The organism is Aerococcus sp. HMSC10H05, from assembly GCF_001806975.1.
GTDB lineage: Bacteria > Bacillota > Bacilli > Lactobacillales > Aerococcaceae > Aerococcus > Aerococcus viridans_B.
Window position 1 is genome coordinate 22,827 of sequence record NZ_KV787011.1, and the last position, 17,068, is coordinate 39,894.

At 37.9% G+C, this 17,068-nt stretch carries 14 protein-coding genes; 12 read left to right on the forward strand and 2 right to left on the reverse strand.

Features of this window, described 5'->3' with window-relative positions; all coding sequences use genetic code 11:
- Nucleotides 1-212: 212 nt before the first annotated feature.
- Entirely contained in the window at nt 213-1,541 is a 1,329-nt protein-coding gene (locus HMPREF3116_RS08515; RefSeq protein WP_070469172.1) for an FAD-binding oxidoreductase, read from the reverse strand.
- A gap of 101 nt (nt 1,542-1,642) precedes the next feature.
- A complete protein-coding gene (locus tag HMPREF3116_RS08520) occupies nt 1,643-2,281 on the reverse strand; it encodes a YigZ family protein (protein ID WP_070469173.1) in 639 nt (212 codons plus the stop codon).
- 228 nt (nt 2,282-2,509) lie between these two features.
- Between HMPREF3116_RS08520 and HMPREF3116_RS08525 the strand changes: the two genes are divergently transcribed.
- The 12 genes from HMPREF3116_RS08525 to pstB all read left to right on the forward strand — a co-directional run bounded on the left by HMPREF3116_RS08525 (nt 2,510) and on the right by pstB (nt 16,904).
- The gene (locus HMPREF3116_RS08525; protein ID WP_070469174.1) at nt 2,510-3,373 is read left to right on the forward strand and encodes a DegV family protein; all 864 of its coding nucleotides are present in this window, start codon (nt 2,510-2,512) and stop codon (nt 3,371-3,373) included.
- 118 nt (nt 3,374-3,491) lie between these two features.
- Nucleotides 3,492-4,865, forward strand: a complete 1,374-nt coding sequence (locus HMPREF3116_RS08530) for an ATP-dependent helicase ComFA (protein WP_070469175.1) — start codon at nt 3,492-3,494, stop codon at nt 4,863-4,865.
- Entirely contained in the window at nt 4,858-5,625 is a 768-nt protein-coding gene (locus tag HMPREF3116_RS08535; RefSeq protein ID WP_070469176.1) for a ComF family protein, read from the forward strand. Before HMPREF3116_RS08530 ends, HMPREF3116_RS08535 begins: the two co-directional genes overlap by 8 nt.
- A gap of 122 nt (nt 5,626-5,747) precedes the next feature.
- A complete protein-coding gene (gene hpf / locus HMPREF3116_RS08540) occupies nt 5,748-6,329 on the forward strand; it encodes a ribosome hibernation-promoting factor, HPF/YfiA family (RefSeq protein WP_070469177.1) in 582 nt (193 codons plus the stop codon).
- A 402-nt stretch (nt 6,330-6,731) separates the two neighbouring features.
- Entirely contained in the window at nt 6,732-9,113 is a 2,382-nt protein-coding gene (secA, locus tag HMPREF3116_RS08545) for a preprotein translocase subunit SecA (RefSeq protein ID WP_070469178.1), read from the forward strand.
- 92 nt (nt 9,114-9,205) lie between these two features.
- Nucleotides 9,206-10,319 (forward strand): peptide chain release factor 2 gene (prfB, locus tag HMPREF3116_RS08550; protein ID WP_107309625.1). Its coding sequence is split into 2 segments (ribosomal slippage): nt 9,206-9,277 and nt 9,279-10,319, totalling 1,113 coding nucleotides; the frame shifts between segments, so codons are not numbered across the junction.
- Between the two features lie 152 nt (nt 10,320-10,471).
- Complete coding sequence (locus HMPREF3116_RS08555; protein ID WP_070469179.1) at nt 10,472-11,245, forward strand: response regulator transcription factor; 774 nt, start codon at nt 10,472-10,474, stop codon at nt 11,243-11,245.
- Nucleotides 11,245-13,098, forward strand: coding sequence for a sensor histidine kinase (locus tag HMPREF3116_RS08560; RefSeq protein WP_070469180.1), 1,854 nt, complete (start codon nt 11,245-11,247; stop codon nt 13,096-13,098). The genes HMPREF3116_RS08555 and HMPREF3116_RS08560 overlap by 1 nt, the downstream gene beginning before the upstream one ends.
- A 205-nt stretch (nt 13,099-13,303) precedes the next feature.
- On the forward strand, nt 13,304-14,200 hold the full coding sequence (locus HMPREF3116_RS08565) for a substrate-binding domain-containing protein (RefSeq protein ID WP_070469181.1): 897 nt from the start codon (nt 13,304-13,306) through the stop codon (nt 14,198-14,200).
- 213 nt (nt 14,201-14,413) lie between these two features.
- Nucleotides 14,414-15,289: a phosphate ABC transporter permease subunit PstC gene (gene pstC / locus HMPREF3116_RS08570; protein WP_070469182.1), complete on the forward strand. Its 876-nt coding sequence runs from the start codon at nt 14,414-14,416 to the stop codon at nt 15,287-15,289.
- Complete coding sequence (gene pstA / locus HMPREF3116_RS08575; protein ID WP_070469183.1) at nt 15,289-16,104, forward strand: phosphate ABC transporter permease PstA; 816 nt, start codon at nt 15,289-15,291, stop codon at nt 16,102-16,104. The genes pstC and pstA overlap by 1 nt, the downstream gene beginning before the upstream one ends.
- 32 nt (nt 16,105-16,136) lie before the next feature.
- A complete protein-coding gene (gene pstB / locus HMPREF3116_RS08580; protein WP_070469188.1) occupies nt 16,137-16,904 on the forward strand; it encodes a phosphate ABC transporter ATP-binding protein PstB in 768 nt (255 codons plus the stop codon).
- Nucleotides 16,905-17,068 lie beyond the last annotated feature (164 nt).

The window sequence follows — 17,068 nt, forward strand, 5'->3', positions numbered from 1 at the left end:
CAAGTCCGCTTCAGACTATATTGCATCACACTGCGTGCGATACGGATATAGTCTTCCAGCGTTATTGAGCTGAGCGGTCTCGCTCTCACCCTGTTTAGTCGGGTTCGCTTTGGCAGTCCGGTCTCCACTTCAGAAATACTTGTAGCAAGTAAACTTGCTACGGCATATTCCTGCCAGTTTTACCTGCCTGAGCGCCAAAGCTCACACCCTGTTTAATCAAACATTTTTCCTGGGTTTAGGATGTTATTTGGATCCATGGCTTTTTTGATGGATTTCAATACTGCCATATAGGCGTCGTCTTTGAAGTAGGGTAGGTATGCTTTCTTCTCTAAACCAATTCCGTGTTCTGCGGATAATAAGCCGCCTTGTTCAGCAACATATGGGAATAAATCATTTTCATAGTCGTGTTTAATTTGTTCCCAAGTTTCATCATCTTGATCACTGCGTAAGATACAAATATGAATATTGCCATCTCCTGCGTGTCCAAAGAAGCCCGTTTGGACATTATATTTACTTCCTAAGCGTTTAGCTTCCTTCACTAGGTCAGTGAACAAGTGGTTAGGAACGACTGGGTCATACATCTTCCAGTCACCTCTAGAAACGATACCGTTCAAGATATTATCGCGGATGGCCCACATTTCGCTGGCTTCATCGTCAGAAAGTTCGCGCGCTTCAATTGCGCCAGCCTTTTTTCCAAGGGCTTGAATGGCTTCAAGTTGGAAGGCTAATCCGTCAGCTGCGTTGTCTGCTACAGTTGCCAATAAGAAAGCTTCACCATGAACTTCAGGCATTTTCTTTTGAATAAATTGTTCAGAATAGTGAATACCTGATTCTTCTAAAAGTTCTAAAGCGACGGGTTGAACAGGTGATTTCACAACTTCAAAAATAGCATCTGATACACCATCTAATGAATTAAAACCAAGAATAACAGACTTTTCGAAAGCTGGACGTGGCGTCAATTTCAATTGCAATTCTGTGATTACCCCGAGTGTACCTTCAGCGCCTATAAAAAGATCTTTTAAATCATAAGCTGTGGCATCTTTTTTATTTAAAGAGCCAACATGAATTAAGTCCCCATTAGCTAATACCACATCATAACCACGAATATTGTCACGGGTTACACCATATTTGATTGCGCGCATACCACCGGCATTTGTAGAGGCATTACCACCTACTGAAGCATTTTTATTACCAGGGTCAGGGGCATAGAAATAAGGTGTATTCGCTAGATAATCGCGAATTTGAAATAGGGTTACACCTGCTTGAACAGTTAAAGTTAATGTTTGTTCATCTAATGAAATAATCTTATTCATTTTCTCCAAACTGAGTAACCAAGCATTGTTGATAGGATAAGTTGCGCTTGTTAAACCAGTTTGACTACCGATCGTAATCGTGGGCTGCTTTCTAGCATTGGCATCTTTAATAAATGCGACCACTTCATTAGTGGAAGTGGGGAAAGCAATTAAAGCTGCTGATCCCGGATCTTTTTCAACCATGTATGTTTTCAAGTATTTATCTGCAATTTGTTTTTTTATTTCCATATTAGTGCCTCCGTTTGTAAGGGTTTACATTTATATTGTCCTCCAATCATCTTAAAAATGCAAGATGATTTATTTGAATGGAGTTGAATATGATGAATAGCTTAGTAAGTAATGGGTTGGTCTACGTAGACTTCTTGACCGATAGTGAATTTGGCTTGATCACTGGTTAGATTAACTAATTCAGCTTGAATTTGGTCTACTAAATCAGATGGGATGCCTAAATGATAAGTCACGTCAGCAAGATAAGTCGTGTCTAATAAGCGATATGGTGATTCAGCAATCCAATGCTCTAATTGACCAGTTAGTGGATAAGCAACTTTGATGTCTAATTGGGTTTGTAGCTTACGTTCTACTTGACCGATGGCATCTAATCCTTCAGAAACAGCTGATGAGTATGCACGCACAAGTCCACCAGCGCCTAATTTAGCTCCGCCAAAATAACGTGTGACAATTACGATAATATTTTGTAAATTTCGTTGCTTTAAAACTTCTAGCATAGGGATGCCTGCTGTTCCAGAGGGTTCGCCATCATCTAGCGCTCGTTGAATCTCATTTTTCTCACCGATTTGGAAGGCGACACAATTGTGGGTAGCTTTGTAGTGGTCTTTACGAATTTTTTGGATAAATGCATTGGCTTCTTCTTCATTGAAGACGCGTTTTGCGTGGCAAATAAATCTGGAGCCTTTCACTTCAATTTCGTGGCTACCACCGCCTTCAATTACAGTCCGGTATTCAATCATTTGACTTGCCTCCTTGTAATTAATTTTTGTCCTTTGAGCGTATCATATTTCATTATTTTTCGCCATTTGCCTGTCTTTCGTGTATATTTAACAAAGTTGAAGCGCTTTATTAGATAAACATGTCGAATTTTGTCCAGATATTTGATAAAATGGCACTGACGTTATTGTCTGTTGAATATTTTTCAAGGGGCAATCTGTAAAGTACAGGGATTAGAGGAGAAAAAATTTATGTCACTTGCCATTGTAACGGATAGTACTGCCTATCTTTCAGACGAGTTTACAACTCGTCACGATATCACAGTACTACCATTAACAATTACATTTTCAGACGGATCTTACCGTGACAATATCGACATCACGGTTGATGAATTTTATGCCAAGATGGCAGCCTTAGATGAGATCCCAACAAGTTCACAACCAGCACCGGGTCTTGTAACAGAGGTATTTGAACGGCTAGCAGATAGTCATGATGAAATTTTGGCTGTGACCTTATCTAAAGGTATTTCTGGTACCTACCAAACCTTTAGTATGATTGCAAACGAAGTTGCTGAAGAAAAAAATGTTCGAATAGCGGTTTATAATTCTGATATTTCTTTGATTGGTCAAGGGCTATTCGTTCAAGAAGCTGTTAAGTTGCGGGCACAAGGGCTAAGTTTAGAAGAAATCTTGCCAAAATTAGATGCGTTAAAATTAACTTTTGATGCTTATTTTTCAGTAGAAGATTTGGGGCACTTAGCTAAAGGTGGTCGTATCTCTCCTAGTGCAGCTGGAATTGGTAACCTATTACAAGTGAAACCAATCTTACATTTTGAACAGGGGAAAATTGAAGTTTTTGAAAAAGTGCGCACCCATAAAAAGACAGTGAAACGTATGCTTGATTTATTTGAACAAGCTTATCAAGCAGAACCACGGTTAAGGATTGCTATTGTAGGGGCAGATGACACCGCACAAGTACAAAGTTTAGTAGCTTATATGGCTGAGCATCACCCAGATTTAGATATGCAACGAACACCAATAGGCCCAGTTATTGGAACGCACCTTGGACCAGCTGCCTATGCCTTAGTTTGGTGGCAAAATACTGACATAGACTAGACTAAGTCAAAGTTTATATGTACTAATTTTTATATTTTATGGAGAACAGGAAGTTTCCTGGTCTTTTTTTGGCGTAAACCCCAAAATTTCACGTATAAACTGGATGAGGGGGAGAGTCATGGAAGAAATCATCAATTTATTAAGCGGTCGACTCGTTACAGCTAGGGAAATTGACCAAACCGATGCGTCTATAGCGGCCCTAAAAATTCCTGGACTACAGACTTTTCCCGCCATAGAAAAGAGCGGTTCACGCCTAACTTGTCTTCGTTGTGGTAACCGTACAAATTTTCATCAAAACATCTGTCAATGTGACTTAGTAGCATGTTTTTATTGTTTGCAGTGTCTGAACTTTGGTAAATTGCGCACCTGCGATAAGCTCTATCACCTAGAAGAAACAGCCAAAGCACATTCCTGGAAAAGAAACCAATCTTATTTAGCATGGACTGGGACCTTATCTGCACAACAGGCTCAAGCTTCTGAAGAGATTTGTCAAAGTTATCAAGCTGGTGGTCAACGTTTAGTTTGGGCAGTTACAGGTGCAGGCAAGACAGAAATGGTCTTTGAAGCGGTGAATCAAGCGTTGATGGCTGGGGGTAAAGTTGCCCTAGCGACACCACGGATTGATGTTGCCAACGAATTAGCACCTCGATTTAAAGCCGCTTTTCCTGAGATTACTATTCAATTACTTCACGGCCAATCTGAAGAATCATACAGTGATGCGGCTTTAACAATTGGGTCTACCCACCAGTTAATTCGTTTTAAAGCCGCTTTTGATTTACTGATTATTGATGAAATTGATGCTTTTCCTTATGACGGTGACCCAATGTTATATTTCGCTTCTGATCGCGCTGTGAAAGAGACCGGTGCGCAGGTTTTACTGACCGCAACACCTAATCCTAGCCATGAGAAACTAATCAATGAGGGGAAGATGCCCGTATCTATACTCCCGGCACGTTACCATCGACACCGGCTACCAGTTCCAGTTTACAGATGGGTAGGGGATTGGCAAAGTCTCATTCAAGCAGGGAAAGTACCAATTGTCTTTAAACGCTTATTAAATCAACTATTAAAAAAGGGACGACGCGTCTTAATATTTATGCCAAATATCAACTTGATGCTGACTTTTGTTAAATTGTGTCAGCCAGTATTTTCTGACTACCGATTTGCATCTGTTTCTTCTAAAGACCCTGACCGGATTCGTAAAGTACGACAGATGCGAGATGGGGACTATGATTTTCTGTTTTCAACCACCATTTTAGAACGTGGGGTCACTTTTGCAAATATTGATGTCATTGTATTGGGGAGCGAAGACCAAACTTTTACAACAGCTGCGCTTGTGCAAATATCTGGTCGAGTGGGTCGAAAACCTAAATGGCCTTCTGGAGCTGTCTACTTTCTCCACTACGGGAAAACGAAAGCATCAAACGCAGCAATTCAGCAAATTAAATCCATGAATAATCAAGCAAGAAAACGAGGTTTAATTGATGACTAATCTATTTAAAGCTTTGTTGCATGACGAAAGGACAGCGACTGTTACAGCATCAACTTGCTTAATCTGTCAAAATACCTTAGACAGTCACTTAACCTTATCGAATATCTTATCTTTGGGACCGATTCAACCAGCGCTTTTTTGTGAGGAATGTTTAAGTGGATTAGAAAAGATACATTTAAAAAATACCTGTCATCAATGTGGGCGGCCAGTTATGGCTGAAATGCCAGTTGAAGTGAATGCAGATGGCTTTTGTAGTGATTGTCAAAGTTGGCATAGTTATCATAATTGGTATTTTAAAAATCAAGCATTATATCAATATAATAAGATATTTAAAGATTGGTTAGTCGTTTTAAAAGGACAGGGAGATATACGGGGACGTTTTCTTTTTGCGGATGAATTGATGGCTGCTTATCGAAAAGAACCAAATGCGATTTGGATCCCTATGCCTTCCTCCAGTGAGAAGGTAGCGAATCGAGGTTTCAATCAAACAGCCTTACTATTAGAAGCTGCACGTATTCCTTATAAAAATTTACTGCTAAGCAAGGGCAATAAGGAAAAACAAGCTTATAAAAATCGGCAGCACCGGTTACTGAACTTGAATAAAATGAGCTTGAATCAAGCAATAGGACCATTAGATCATCGAAAACCCGTTGTGTTATTTGACGATGTTTATACTACAGGCACCACAATGTTTTCAGCCTATAAGGCACTTGAATTAGCAGGTTTCAGCCAAATAAGTGGTTTAACCCTTGCAAGATAATATACATTTTTGAGAGTAGATTATTTGTATTGGTAAGCGTTTTCTATTATAATAAAAGTAGTAATAAAGAAGCTATAGGAGCTTCACCAGTAATTGATTACTGGTAGAAAGGATGAAATATTATGTTTACATACAACGTCCGCGGTGAGAATATTGAAATCACTCCAGCAATCAGAGAGTATGCTGAAAAGAAAATCGCTAAGATTGAGCGGTATTTCACTGATTCACCAGATGCAACTGCATATGTAAATGCGAAAGTTTATCCTAATAAGGATGCTAAGGCAGAGGTTACAATTCCTTTATCAGGTGGTTTGACTTTACGTGCTGAAGAAACATCTCAAGATTTGTATGGTTCTATTGACCTTGTGGTGGATAAATTAGAACGTCAAGTACGTAAATACAAAACAAAAATGAATCGTAAACCTCGTGTAAGTACTGGTTTATCTGGCGCTGCAGAAACACAAGTGCAAGCTGACCGCGTTGAGCAAGAGACTGAGGAAGATGGACACGAACCAATCAAGATTGTGCGTCGTAAATCATTATCTGTAAAGCCAATGTCTCCAGAAGAAGCAGTCTTACAAATGGAAATGCTAGGACACAGCTTCTTTATCTTCGAAGACGCTGAAACTGGTAAAGGTGCATTAGTCTATGCTCGTCGTAAAGGATCTTATGGTTTAATTTCTATTGAAGATGACTTAGCATAACCAAACAAAAAATACTTATAGAATTAAAGAAGGTGTGACAAAAGTCGTTTAGAATTGACGTACTGGACCAAAAGGCGAACAATAACGAAACGTTATTGGCGTATTTTGGGAAGTATCGGATAATTCTGACTTTTGAAACCCGATTATAAACGTTCTTCTATAGCAAAAAGAGGCTGAGATATTTTTGTCCCAGCCTCTTTTTATGTGTTCAACTATTTTCCCCATATATTTTGTAAAAAATATCGTAATTTCTGCTAAGGCTAGTCGTTTCTTGTTTTAAAGATAAATTTTTAATGCTATCATATAATGGATGATAAATATATTGGGGATAGTGGGAACCGCGGTACCGCTTAACACTTTCGCCCAAGATTTATACAAGTTTCTGAACCAAAGGAGAATACCATGGCAAATGTTTTAAAAAAGGTTTTTGATAACCAAAGAAAAGATTTGAAAAAATTTGATAAAATTGCAAAACAAATTGAAGCATTAGAAGATCGCTTTGCAAATTACACAGATGACCAATTAAAAGATATGACTAAGTCATTCCAAGACCGTATACAATTAGGTGAAGACTTGGAAGATATTTTAGTTGAAGCTTTTGCTACAGTCAGAGAAGGTGCACGCCGTGTGCTTGGATTATTCCCTTACCACGTACAAATTATGGGTGGTTTAGCTTTACATTACGGAAATATTGCAGAGATGAAAACTGGTGAAGGTAAAACTTTAACAGCAACGATGCCAGTGTACCTGAATGCCTTAGCTGGAAAAGGGGTTCATGTTGTGACAGTCAATGACTACTTGGCAAGTCGTGACTCAGCGCAAATGGGTGAGCTATATACTTTCTTAGGTTTAACAGTAGGTTTAAACAAAGCAGGCATGAATAACGATGATAAACGAGCAGCTTATGCAGCAGACATCACTTATTCAACCAATAATGAACTTGGTTTCGACTACTTACGTGACAATATGGTTGTTTACAAACGCCAAATGGTACAACGACCGTTATACTTTGCTGTAGTGGATGAGGTGGACTCAATATTAATCGATGAAGCGCGTACGCCGTTGATTATTTCTAACCAAGCAGAGCAATCAACAGCACTTTACCAACGTGCTGATTATTTTGTTAAAAGTTTAAAAGAAGAGGAAGACTATGTCATTGATGTTTCTTCTAAAACAATCGCCCTTACTGAAACAGGTATTGAAAAAGCTGAAGATGTCTTCCATGTAAAAAACTTATACGACATTGATAATGGCCGTTTAATTCACCACATTGATACAGCCTTGCGTGCGAACTATATCATGCTTTTAAATATTGACTACGTTGTCGTTGATGGGGAAGTTAAAATTGTTGATGGGTTTACCGGTCGTATCATGGAAGGGCGTCGTTTCTCTGATGGTTTACATCAAGGGATTGAAGCCAAAGAAAACGTTGAAATCCAAAATGAATCTAAAACAATGGCGACAATTACCTTCCAAAACTACTTTAGAATGTATGAAAAATTATCTGGTATGACGGGTACAGCTAAAACTGAAGAGGAAGAATTCCGTGAAATTTACAATATGAACGTTATTCAAATTCCAACCAATAAACCAGTTATTCGTGAAGATAAATCAGATATACTATATCCTAATTTAAAATCTAAATTTAATGCAGTTGTAAAGGATATCGCTTCGCGTCACCAAACTGGACAACCTGTTTTAGTAGGTACTGTAGCGGTGGAAACTTCTGAAATGTTATCTGATGCATTAACAAAATTAGGCATTCGCCATAATGTGTTGAATGCTAAAAACCATGAACGTGAAGCGCAAATTGTTGCTGATGCAGGTCAAAAGGGTGCCGTGACAATTGCGACGAACATGGCGGGACGTGGTACAGATATTAAATTGAGCACCGAAGTAAAAGAACTCGGTGGTTTAGCTGTAATTGGTACTGAACGTCATGAATCTCGTCGTATTGACAACCAATTACGTGGACGTGCTGGACGTCAAGGGGATCCAGGTTATTCACGTTTCTACTTGTCTCTTGAAGATGATGTTATGCGTCGTTTTGGTTCAGAGCGTATCCAACAATTATGGGAGAGTTTAAATATGGACCAAGATGATCCAGATATGGTCATAGAATCACGTATGATTACGAAACAAGTTGAAGGTGCGCAAATTCGTGTCGAAGGCAATAACTATGATACTCGTAAGAACGTCCTAGAATATGATGAAGTCATGCGTCAGCAACGTGATGTCATTTATTCACAGCGATTTGAAGTGATTTCAGCGGAAGATTCATTGGATGATGTGATGTGGCCAATGATCGAGCGTACCATCAAACGTCAAGTAGAGTTGTATACTGCTGGTGACCGTGCTGATTGGAATTTAGAAGCCTTAGCTGACTTCGCTGAAACGGCTTTATACCGTAACACACAAGTGGATATTGATAATTTAGAAGGCAAAAACCAAAAAGAAATTATTGATTTTATAACAGATAAAGCAGCTGATCGATTTAACCAAAAAATTGATTCAATCAACAATAAAGAGCTGGCTTTAGAATTTGAAAAAGTCGTTATCTTGCGTGCAGTTGATTCTCGTTGGACTGATCACATCGATGCTATGGACCAATTGCGCCAAGGGGTTGGCTTACGTGCTTATGCACAAAATAATCCATTGGTAGAGTACCAGTCTGAAGGATTTGATCGTTTTAATGAAATGATTGCGGGTATTGAATATGATGCAACACGTATGTTTATGCAATCAGAAATCCGTCAAAACTTAGAACGTAAACAAGCCAAATAAACGCATATTTTGAACATCGGGACGAACAAGGCATTGACCGAGTAACATCAGCATGCATGTTGGTCCCGTATTTTTATTAGGAGCGATAGAAAATGGAACAATTTGAAATTAATCACCTATTAGAACAGAACAAAAACCAAATTGATAGCTTCAGGGGGTCTCTTTGACTTAGAGAAAATGGAAGCAGACCTAGCTGAGTATGAGGCTGATATGGTTCAACCAGATTTCTGGGATGATTCAGAAAAAGCCCAAGCGGTTATTGATGCAAATAATGCCTTGAAAAAAGTCTATGACGAATTTAATCATCTAGGGGACGAATATGAAGAATTGTCACTTTTGAATGAAATGGTTAAAGAAGAACCAGATCCCGATTTATCTAAGGAATTGGTCAATCGAATACAAGCTTTTCAAGCGAAAATTAGGGCCTATGAGCGCAATATTTTACTGAGTGGTGAGTATGACCATAACGATGCCTTATTAGAGATTCATCCAGGTGCTGGTGGTACTGAGTCCCAAGACTGGGCTTCTATGCTACTTAGAATGTACCAACGGTGGGCAGACCAACATGATTATCAAGTAACTACCTTAGATTTTCAAAATGGCGATGAAGCTGGGATTAAATCAGTGACATTAGAAATTAAAGGCTTGAATGCTTATGGATTTTTAAAATCAGAAGATGGTATCCATCGTTTGGTGCGTATTTCACCATTTGACTCTAATAAGCGACGGCATACATCGTTTGCTTCAGTGGAGATTATGCCAGTATTAGACCAAAATACGGAAATTGAAATTGATGAATCAGATATTGAAATGGACGTATTCCGCGCATCAGGTGCTGGGGGACAGCATATCAATAAAACATCTTCAGCAGTCCGGTTAACCCATGTGCCAACAGGTATTGTTGTGGCTTCACAAAGTCAAAGGTCTCAATTCCAAAATAGGGACACGGCTATGAAGATGTTGCAAGCGAAATTAGCGCATTTATTAGCTGAAAAAAATGCCAAAGAATTAGATGAAATTCGTGGGGAAAAATCAGAAATTGCTTGGGGTTCTCAAATTCGGTCTTATGTTTTCCATCCATATAATATGGTGAAAGATCACCGAACTGACCACGAAACTGCTAATGTGCAAGCGGTGATGGATGGTGATTTAGATGGGTTTATAGATGCATATTTAAAAGCACAATTGAGTGATGAAGAAGCATAGTGCACAACGTTGAGCGATGGTGTATAAGCAGATTTAAATGACAAGTTAAGTCCTATATCATAATAAATGAAAAATAGCTTGTATCTGATACTAAGGGTAGTTGGTTATTTTTGGGTGTAATCACTTTCTAAAGTTGTATGTGGAGGAAATATATGAAAAAAGTATTGATAGTGGATGATGAGCAATCGATATTAACATTACTAAAATATAGTTTAGAAAAAGAAGGCTATGAAGTTATTCAAGCAGAAGATGGCCAAGCTGGATTAGCATTAGCCATGAATCATCAATTAGATTTTATTATTCTTGACTTAATGCTACCCAAAATGGATGGGATGGACGTTTGTAAAAACTTACGTCAAAATAAGATCAACACACCGATTTTAATGTTAACTGCAAAAGATGATGAATTAGAAAAAATCATTGGATTAGAATTAGGTGCAGATGATTATATGACCAAACCATTTAGCCCACGTGAAGTATTAGCACGAATGAAAGCAATCTTACGTCGCGCATCGTATGCAACACCTATAGCAGCAGTTAATGAAGGAGACGGGATTGAAGCGAAGCACAAAATTACCTTAACGAAAGATTCAGTAGGTAATTTTAAAGATGAAGATGTTGAAATCATTAAAGCCGGTGATATTGAAATCCATGTAAATGATTATGTTGTTTATGTGCGTGGTGAATCTATTGAAATGACGCCTAAAGAGTTTGAACTATTGACTTATATGGCTCGCCGTGTAAATCGTACACTATCACGTGAACAATTATTACAGAAGTTATGGCGGTTTGATTATGCGGGTGAAACACGTATAGTTGATGTACATGTAAGTCACTTACGTGAAAAAATTGAATTAGATACCAAAAATCCCGAGTATATTATCACAGTTCGTGGCTTTGGATATAAATTTGAGGTGCCTAACTAATGCAAAAATTGATTCAAAGTATAACAACAGTGTTTGCGCTGTTGTTTATTTTATATAGTGTAATATTTGCCTTTACTGTAAATCGGTTTGTATCTGATACTGTGAATGATGAAATACAAAATACTTTAATCAATGTAGTATCCACAATCCGTCCAAGTTTTAGATCTCTAGACCCAATCGACATCACAGATAATACGCTTGAATTTAGATCTGTTAAACGAACTATTCAACCGATGGTAAATTTGAATGATCGCATTCTCATTTATGATGCAAAGGGCAATCGGGTATACACAGTTGGTAATGAGCAACTATCAAATGATTTAGCATTTAGAGATTATGAAGATAATATGGATAATCAATTTCAGCAGGAAGAGACAGAAAAAAATACGATCATCTATTCATACTCTGAACGGATTTCTAACTCTAAAGGGGATGTACTTGGCTATATTCAAGTGTTAAGAAACTTCCCTCTAAATCGTCCAGTGAAAGAAAATATTATCCTCATCGCTGTGGTGATGGGACTTGGAGCGGTTAGCATACTTGTAGCTTTCTTTGTACACTTTAACCGCCGCATGCACCTGCCTATTTTGGCTATTAACAAGCAATTAAACCATATCGCAAATAATGATTATACGATTCAATATACCCCAGTAGATATTGAAGAATTTGATGAAATTGGTGAAAATATTAATGATTTATCCAATGAACTAGCACTACAAGAATTTCAAATTACAAATCAAACACAGCGAATGAATAAACTAGTGGATGCCATGATGTTAGGCGTTGTAATGGTCGATAAAGATCATATCGTACGTTTAGCTAACCCAGCTATCTATGAAATTCTGGCCCTAGATGAGCAAATAGAGGGGCGTCGATTTGAAGAAGTGCTACAAAGTTATCGTCTGATTCAAATGTTAAACCAAGCTTCTAAAACAAAAGAGAAGATTAATGAAGAAATTTATTTATATTATCCAAGAGAAGTAATTTTAGATGTAAATATTATTCATTTAAGTTATGAAGAAATGGATGCGTATTTCGATGATGAATCGAATGAAGCTTTAACGAAACCAAATGATTCGGAGCAAATCATTCTTTTAATCTATGATATTACTGGTATCCGTCACTTAGAAAAAGTTCGTAGCGATTTTATTTCTAACGCGTCTCATGAGCTAAAAACACCAGTCACTGCCTTACAAGGGTTCACTGAAGCTTTATTAGATGGCGCTATTGAAGATCATGATACAGCGGTAGATTTTGTAAAAATTATGCAAAAAGAAAGTAATCGACTCGGTTCTTTAATTAAGGATATTTTAGACCTGGCTAAAATTGAACAAGATCAAGTACAACAAACTAGTGAATGGTTAACGGCTGACGAGCTTGTAGAAGACGTATTCCAACACCTAAGTGGACGGGCACAAGATAAACATATTGAATTAGTTAAAGATATTAGCGCTCAACCAGATGTTTCTTTTAAAGGCGATCGAGGCAGGATTTTACAGGTGCTTACTAATCTCATTCATAATGCCATTATTTATAATAATCCCTACGGTTTTGTTAAGGTATCCATCGCTGAACAGGAAAATATGATACAGTTTAAAATTTCAGATAATGGTATTGGTATACCGCAAGAGGACCTTCCACGAATATTTGAACGATTCTACCGGGTAAGTAAAGACCGATCAACCGCATCTGGTGGTACAGGTTTAGGCTTATCTATCGTTCGCAATATACTAGAACAAATGGGCGGTTCGATTGAAGTAGATAGTATATTTGGTAAAGGGACAAGTTTTACGGTGAATATACCTAAGCTAGACCTTTTGGAATTAGATGAAGAAGATGAAATAACAGAATAATAAATGCATTGTAAGGTGAGCTGGTAAAGCTTATAAAATGAGAATATCCCAATGAAATTTACACAATATTTACAATATATTTACACAACTGCCAGTAATTTACATTTTATCCACTTAGATATTTACAATCATCCTATATAATAAGCTTGTAATCGTTTGGAATATGGTTATATGGATTAAGAAAAAGAAAAGGTGGAAAGTACAAATGACTTTTAGTAAGCTTCCAAAATTGGTTTTAGCATTAGGTGCTTCAGCTGCTTTAGCTGCTTGTGGAAATGGTGGATCTACTGATGAGTCAACAGATTCAAATTCAACAACAGAAGCGGCAGCAATCACTGGCCCAATTTCAGTAATTTCTCGTGAAGAAGGTTCTGGTACGCGCGATGCCTTCGTAGAAGCTACAGGCGTTATGGCTGATGATGTTGATCACACTACTGCTGCAGCTACAATCATGAATGGTACTGACCAAGTAATGACTGCTGTTGCTGATGATCCAAATGCAATTGGGTATATTTCTTTAGGTTCATTAAACGATACAGTAACTGCTGTTTCTGTTGATGGTGTTGAACCTACAGAAGAAAATGTTGCATCAGGTGACTACGCAATTTCTCGTCCATTTAACATCGTATATCAAGGCGAACTAGAAGGCGTAGTAGCAGACTTCCACGACTTTATCTTCTCTGAAGAAGGTCAAGCAATTGTTTCAGAAGAAGGTTATGTACAAGCTAAAGCTGATGCTGAACCATATGCAGGCGACGGCGCTCAATCAGGTTCTATCACTGTTGTTGGTTCTACTTCAGTTTCTCCAGTAATGGAAAAATTAGCTGAAGCTTACCAAGATGTAAACTCTGGTGTTCAAGTGAATGTTACTTCTAACGGTTCATCTGCAGGTGTAAAAGCTGCTGCTGACGGTACTGCTGATTTAGGTATGGCCTCTCGTGCATTAGCTGATGATGAAACAGATGTAACAGCTGAAGCAATTGCTACTGACGGTGTTGCGGTAATCGTTAACCCTGAAAATGGCATTTCTGATTTAAGCTTAGATACAATTGCTGGTATCTTTACTGGCGAAACGACTGACTGGGAAGGTACTGCTCAATAATTCCGACTAGTTAAGTAACAACTAAAGGTTTATCTTATTAGAGTTGCTACTCCTATATAGTAGCAGCTCCTTTTATGTTTAGAAGCTACTTTGAATTATTCAGAGGTAGAATAACCAATTGTGAATTTATGGGGTTTTTAAAACCGTCCAGATAAGTTATAATTTCCCTTGGACACATTTTTATCGTGAATTTGAATTTAATAAGGAGAACATATGAAACAAAATAATATGTTGGAAACAGTCATGAAGTATATCTTCATGTTGGCTGCTTTCACTTCAATTCTTGCCTTGTTAGCAATTTGTTACTTTATCTTTGCAAGAGGAATCCCTTTTATGGCTGATTATGGCTTTGGGCAATTCTTGTTTGGAGACAAATGGCAACCATCTCAAGAAATTTTTGGGTTAGCACCAATGTTAGTGGGTTCACTATATGTGACCCTGATAGCATTTGTACTTGGTGTACCAACAGGTGTATTTACGGCAATGTTTATGGCATTTTATTGTCCACCCAAATTACATAAAGTGTTGAAACCAGCAATGAACTTGATGTCTGGTATTCCTTCTATTGTATTTGGTTACTTCGGTTTACAAGTATTGGTTCCAGGACTTCGAAACTTTGCAAGATCTATAGGCATTGCCTCAAATGGTATGAGTATCATGACAGCTGGTATTGTTTTAGCAATTATGATTTTACCTACTATTATTACCATGTCTGAATCATCTCTGCGTGCAGTACCAAAAACTTACTATAATGCATCAGTTGGTTTAGGCGCTGACCATGATAGAACATCTTATGTGATCATGATGCCGGCCGCTAGATCGGGGATTTTCTCTTCTATCATTTTAGGTATAGGCCGTGCTGTAGGTGAAACAATGGCTGTGATCATGGTGGCAGGGAACCAAGCAATTTTTCCACAAGGTTTATTCCGAGGTGCGCGTACAATGACTGCAAATATCATCTTAGAGATGGCTTATGCAACTGGTAGCCACCAAAATGCCTTAATTGCAACAGGTGCAGTATTATTTGTGATTATCTTGATTATCAATGGTATCTTCGCATATGTTAAGAGAACGGGGGTAAATGGTTAATGTCTAAAGTATTACGTGGGTTTACCTATTTCTTTGCAGCAGTTACTTTTGCTTCTCTTATTTGGATTGTTGGTTACGTATTAGTATCAGGTGTACCACATTTAAGTGCTGATCTTTTCGCATGGAAGTACACGACAAGTAACGTTTCAATGTTGCCGTCTATTATTACAACCCTTTATGTTATCGGTGGATCGTTATTATTAGCCATTCCATTAGGTGTATTCGCTGGTTTTTACCTAGTTGAATATGCTGGAAAAAATAACAAATGGGTGGAGGCTATCCGTATTGCAACAGATACATTAACTGGTGTACCATCTATTGTATTTGGTTTATTTGGTATGCTAGCCTTTGTATCCGCAGCAGGATTCCAATATTCATTAATTTCAGGTATTCTTACTTCAGCAATTATGGTATTACCATTAATCATCCGTAATACTGAAGAAGCATTAATGTCAGTTAAAGACAATTTACGTCAAGCAAGTTTCGGTTTAGGGGCTGGTAAATTACGTACAATTTTTAGAATTGTTTTACCAATCGCAATGCCTGGTATCCTATCAGGGATTATTCTTGCTGTTGGACGTATCGTTGGTGAAACAGCAGCCTTGATGTATACACTAGGTACATCAACATCACTACCTAACTCAATCTTCTCTTCTGGTCGTACATTGTCACTACATATGTATGTATTATCAAGTGAAGGGTTACACCGTGACCAAGCAAATGCTACAGGTGTAGTGCTATTATTAGTTGTATTAGTGATCAACGGCTTATCTACATGGTTATCACAACGATTTACAAAAGGAGGACAAAATTAATCATGGTTGAAAACAACAATCTTAAAATAAAAATGCAGGCAGAAAATATGGACCTTTACTATGGTAACTTTAAAGCCTTAGAAGGAATCAACATGCCGATCTACGAAAAACAAGTAACAGCATTAATCGGTCCTTCTGGATCAGGTAAATCTACTTTCTTAAAAACATTAAACCGTATGAATGACCTTGTTGAAGGTTGTCGTATTGAAGGTAAAGTTACATTAGATGGTAAAAGTATCTTTGATCGTGACATAAACTTAAATATGCTACGTAAAAATGTTGGTATGGTTTTCCAACAACCAAATCCTTTCCCAATGTCAATTTATGACAACGTTGCTTATGGACCACGTACTCATGGTATCCGTGACAAGAATGAATTAGATGAAATTGTTGAAACTTCATTACGTGGTGCTGCAATCTGGGATGAAGTGAAAGACGACTTAAACAAAAATGGTATGGCTATTTCTGGTGGACAACAGCAACGGGTTTGTATTGCACGTGCCTTAGCGGTTAAACCTGATGTATTGTTAATGGATGAGCCAACTTCAGCTTTAGACCCAATTTCAACGTTAAAAGTTGAAGAGTTAGTACAGCAATTACGTGACGACTACACAATCGCAATTGTTACCCACAATATGCAACAAGCTGCACGTGTGTCTGATTACACAGGATTCTTCTACGCAGATCCAGAAACTGGTCCAGGTAGATCTCACATTATTGAATTTGGGGAAACAGACCAAATCTTTAATAACCCAACAAATACACAAACAGCAGATTATGTTGCTGGACGTTTTGGTTAATCCATATACCAAAAACCAATCACTTTTCCAAAACACCGGCATTTGTCGGTGGTTTTTTGATACCTTAAATTAAGCAGATTTTTAACAAGATGCTAGGATGAATATTGTGCAACGAACATACGTTTGTGTTAAAATAAAGCCAGCTATAAAGATGTCAAGGAATA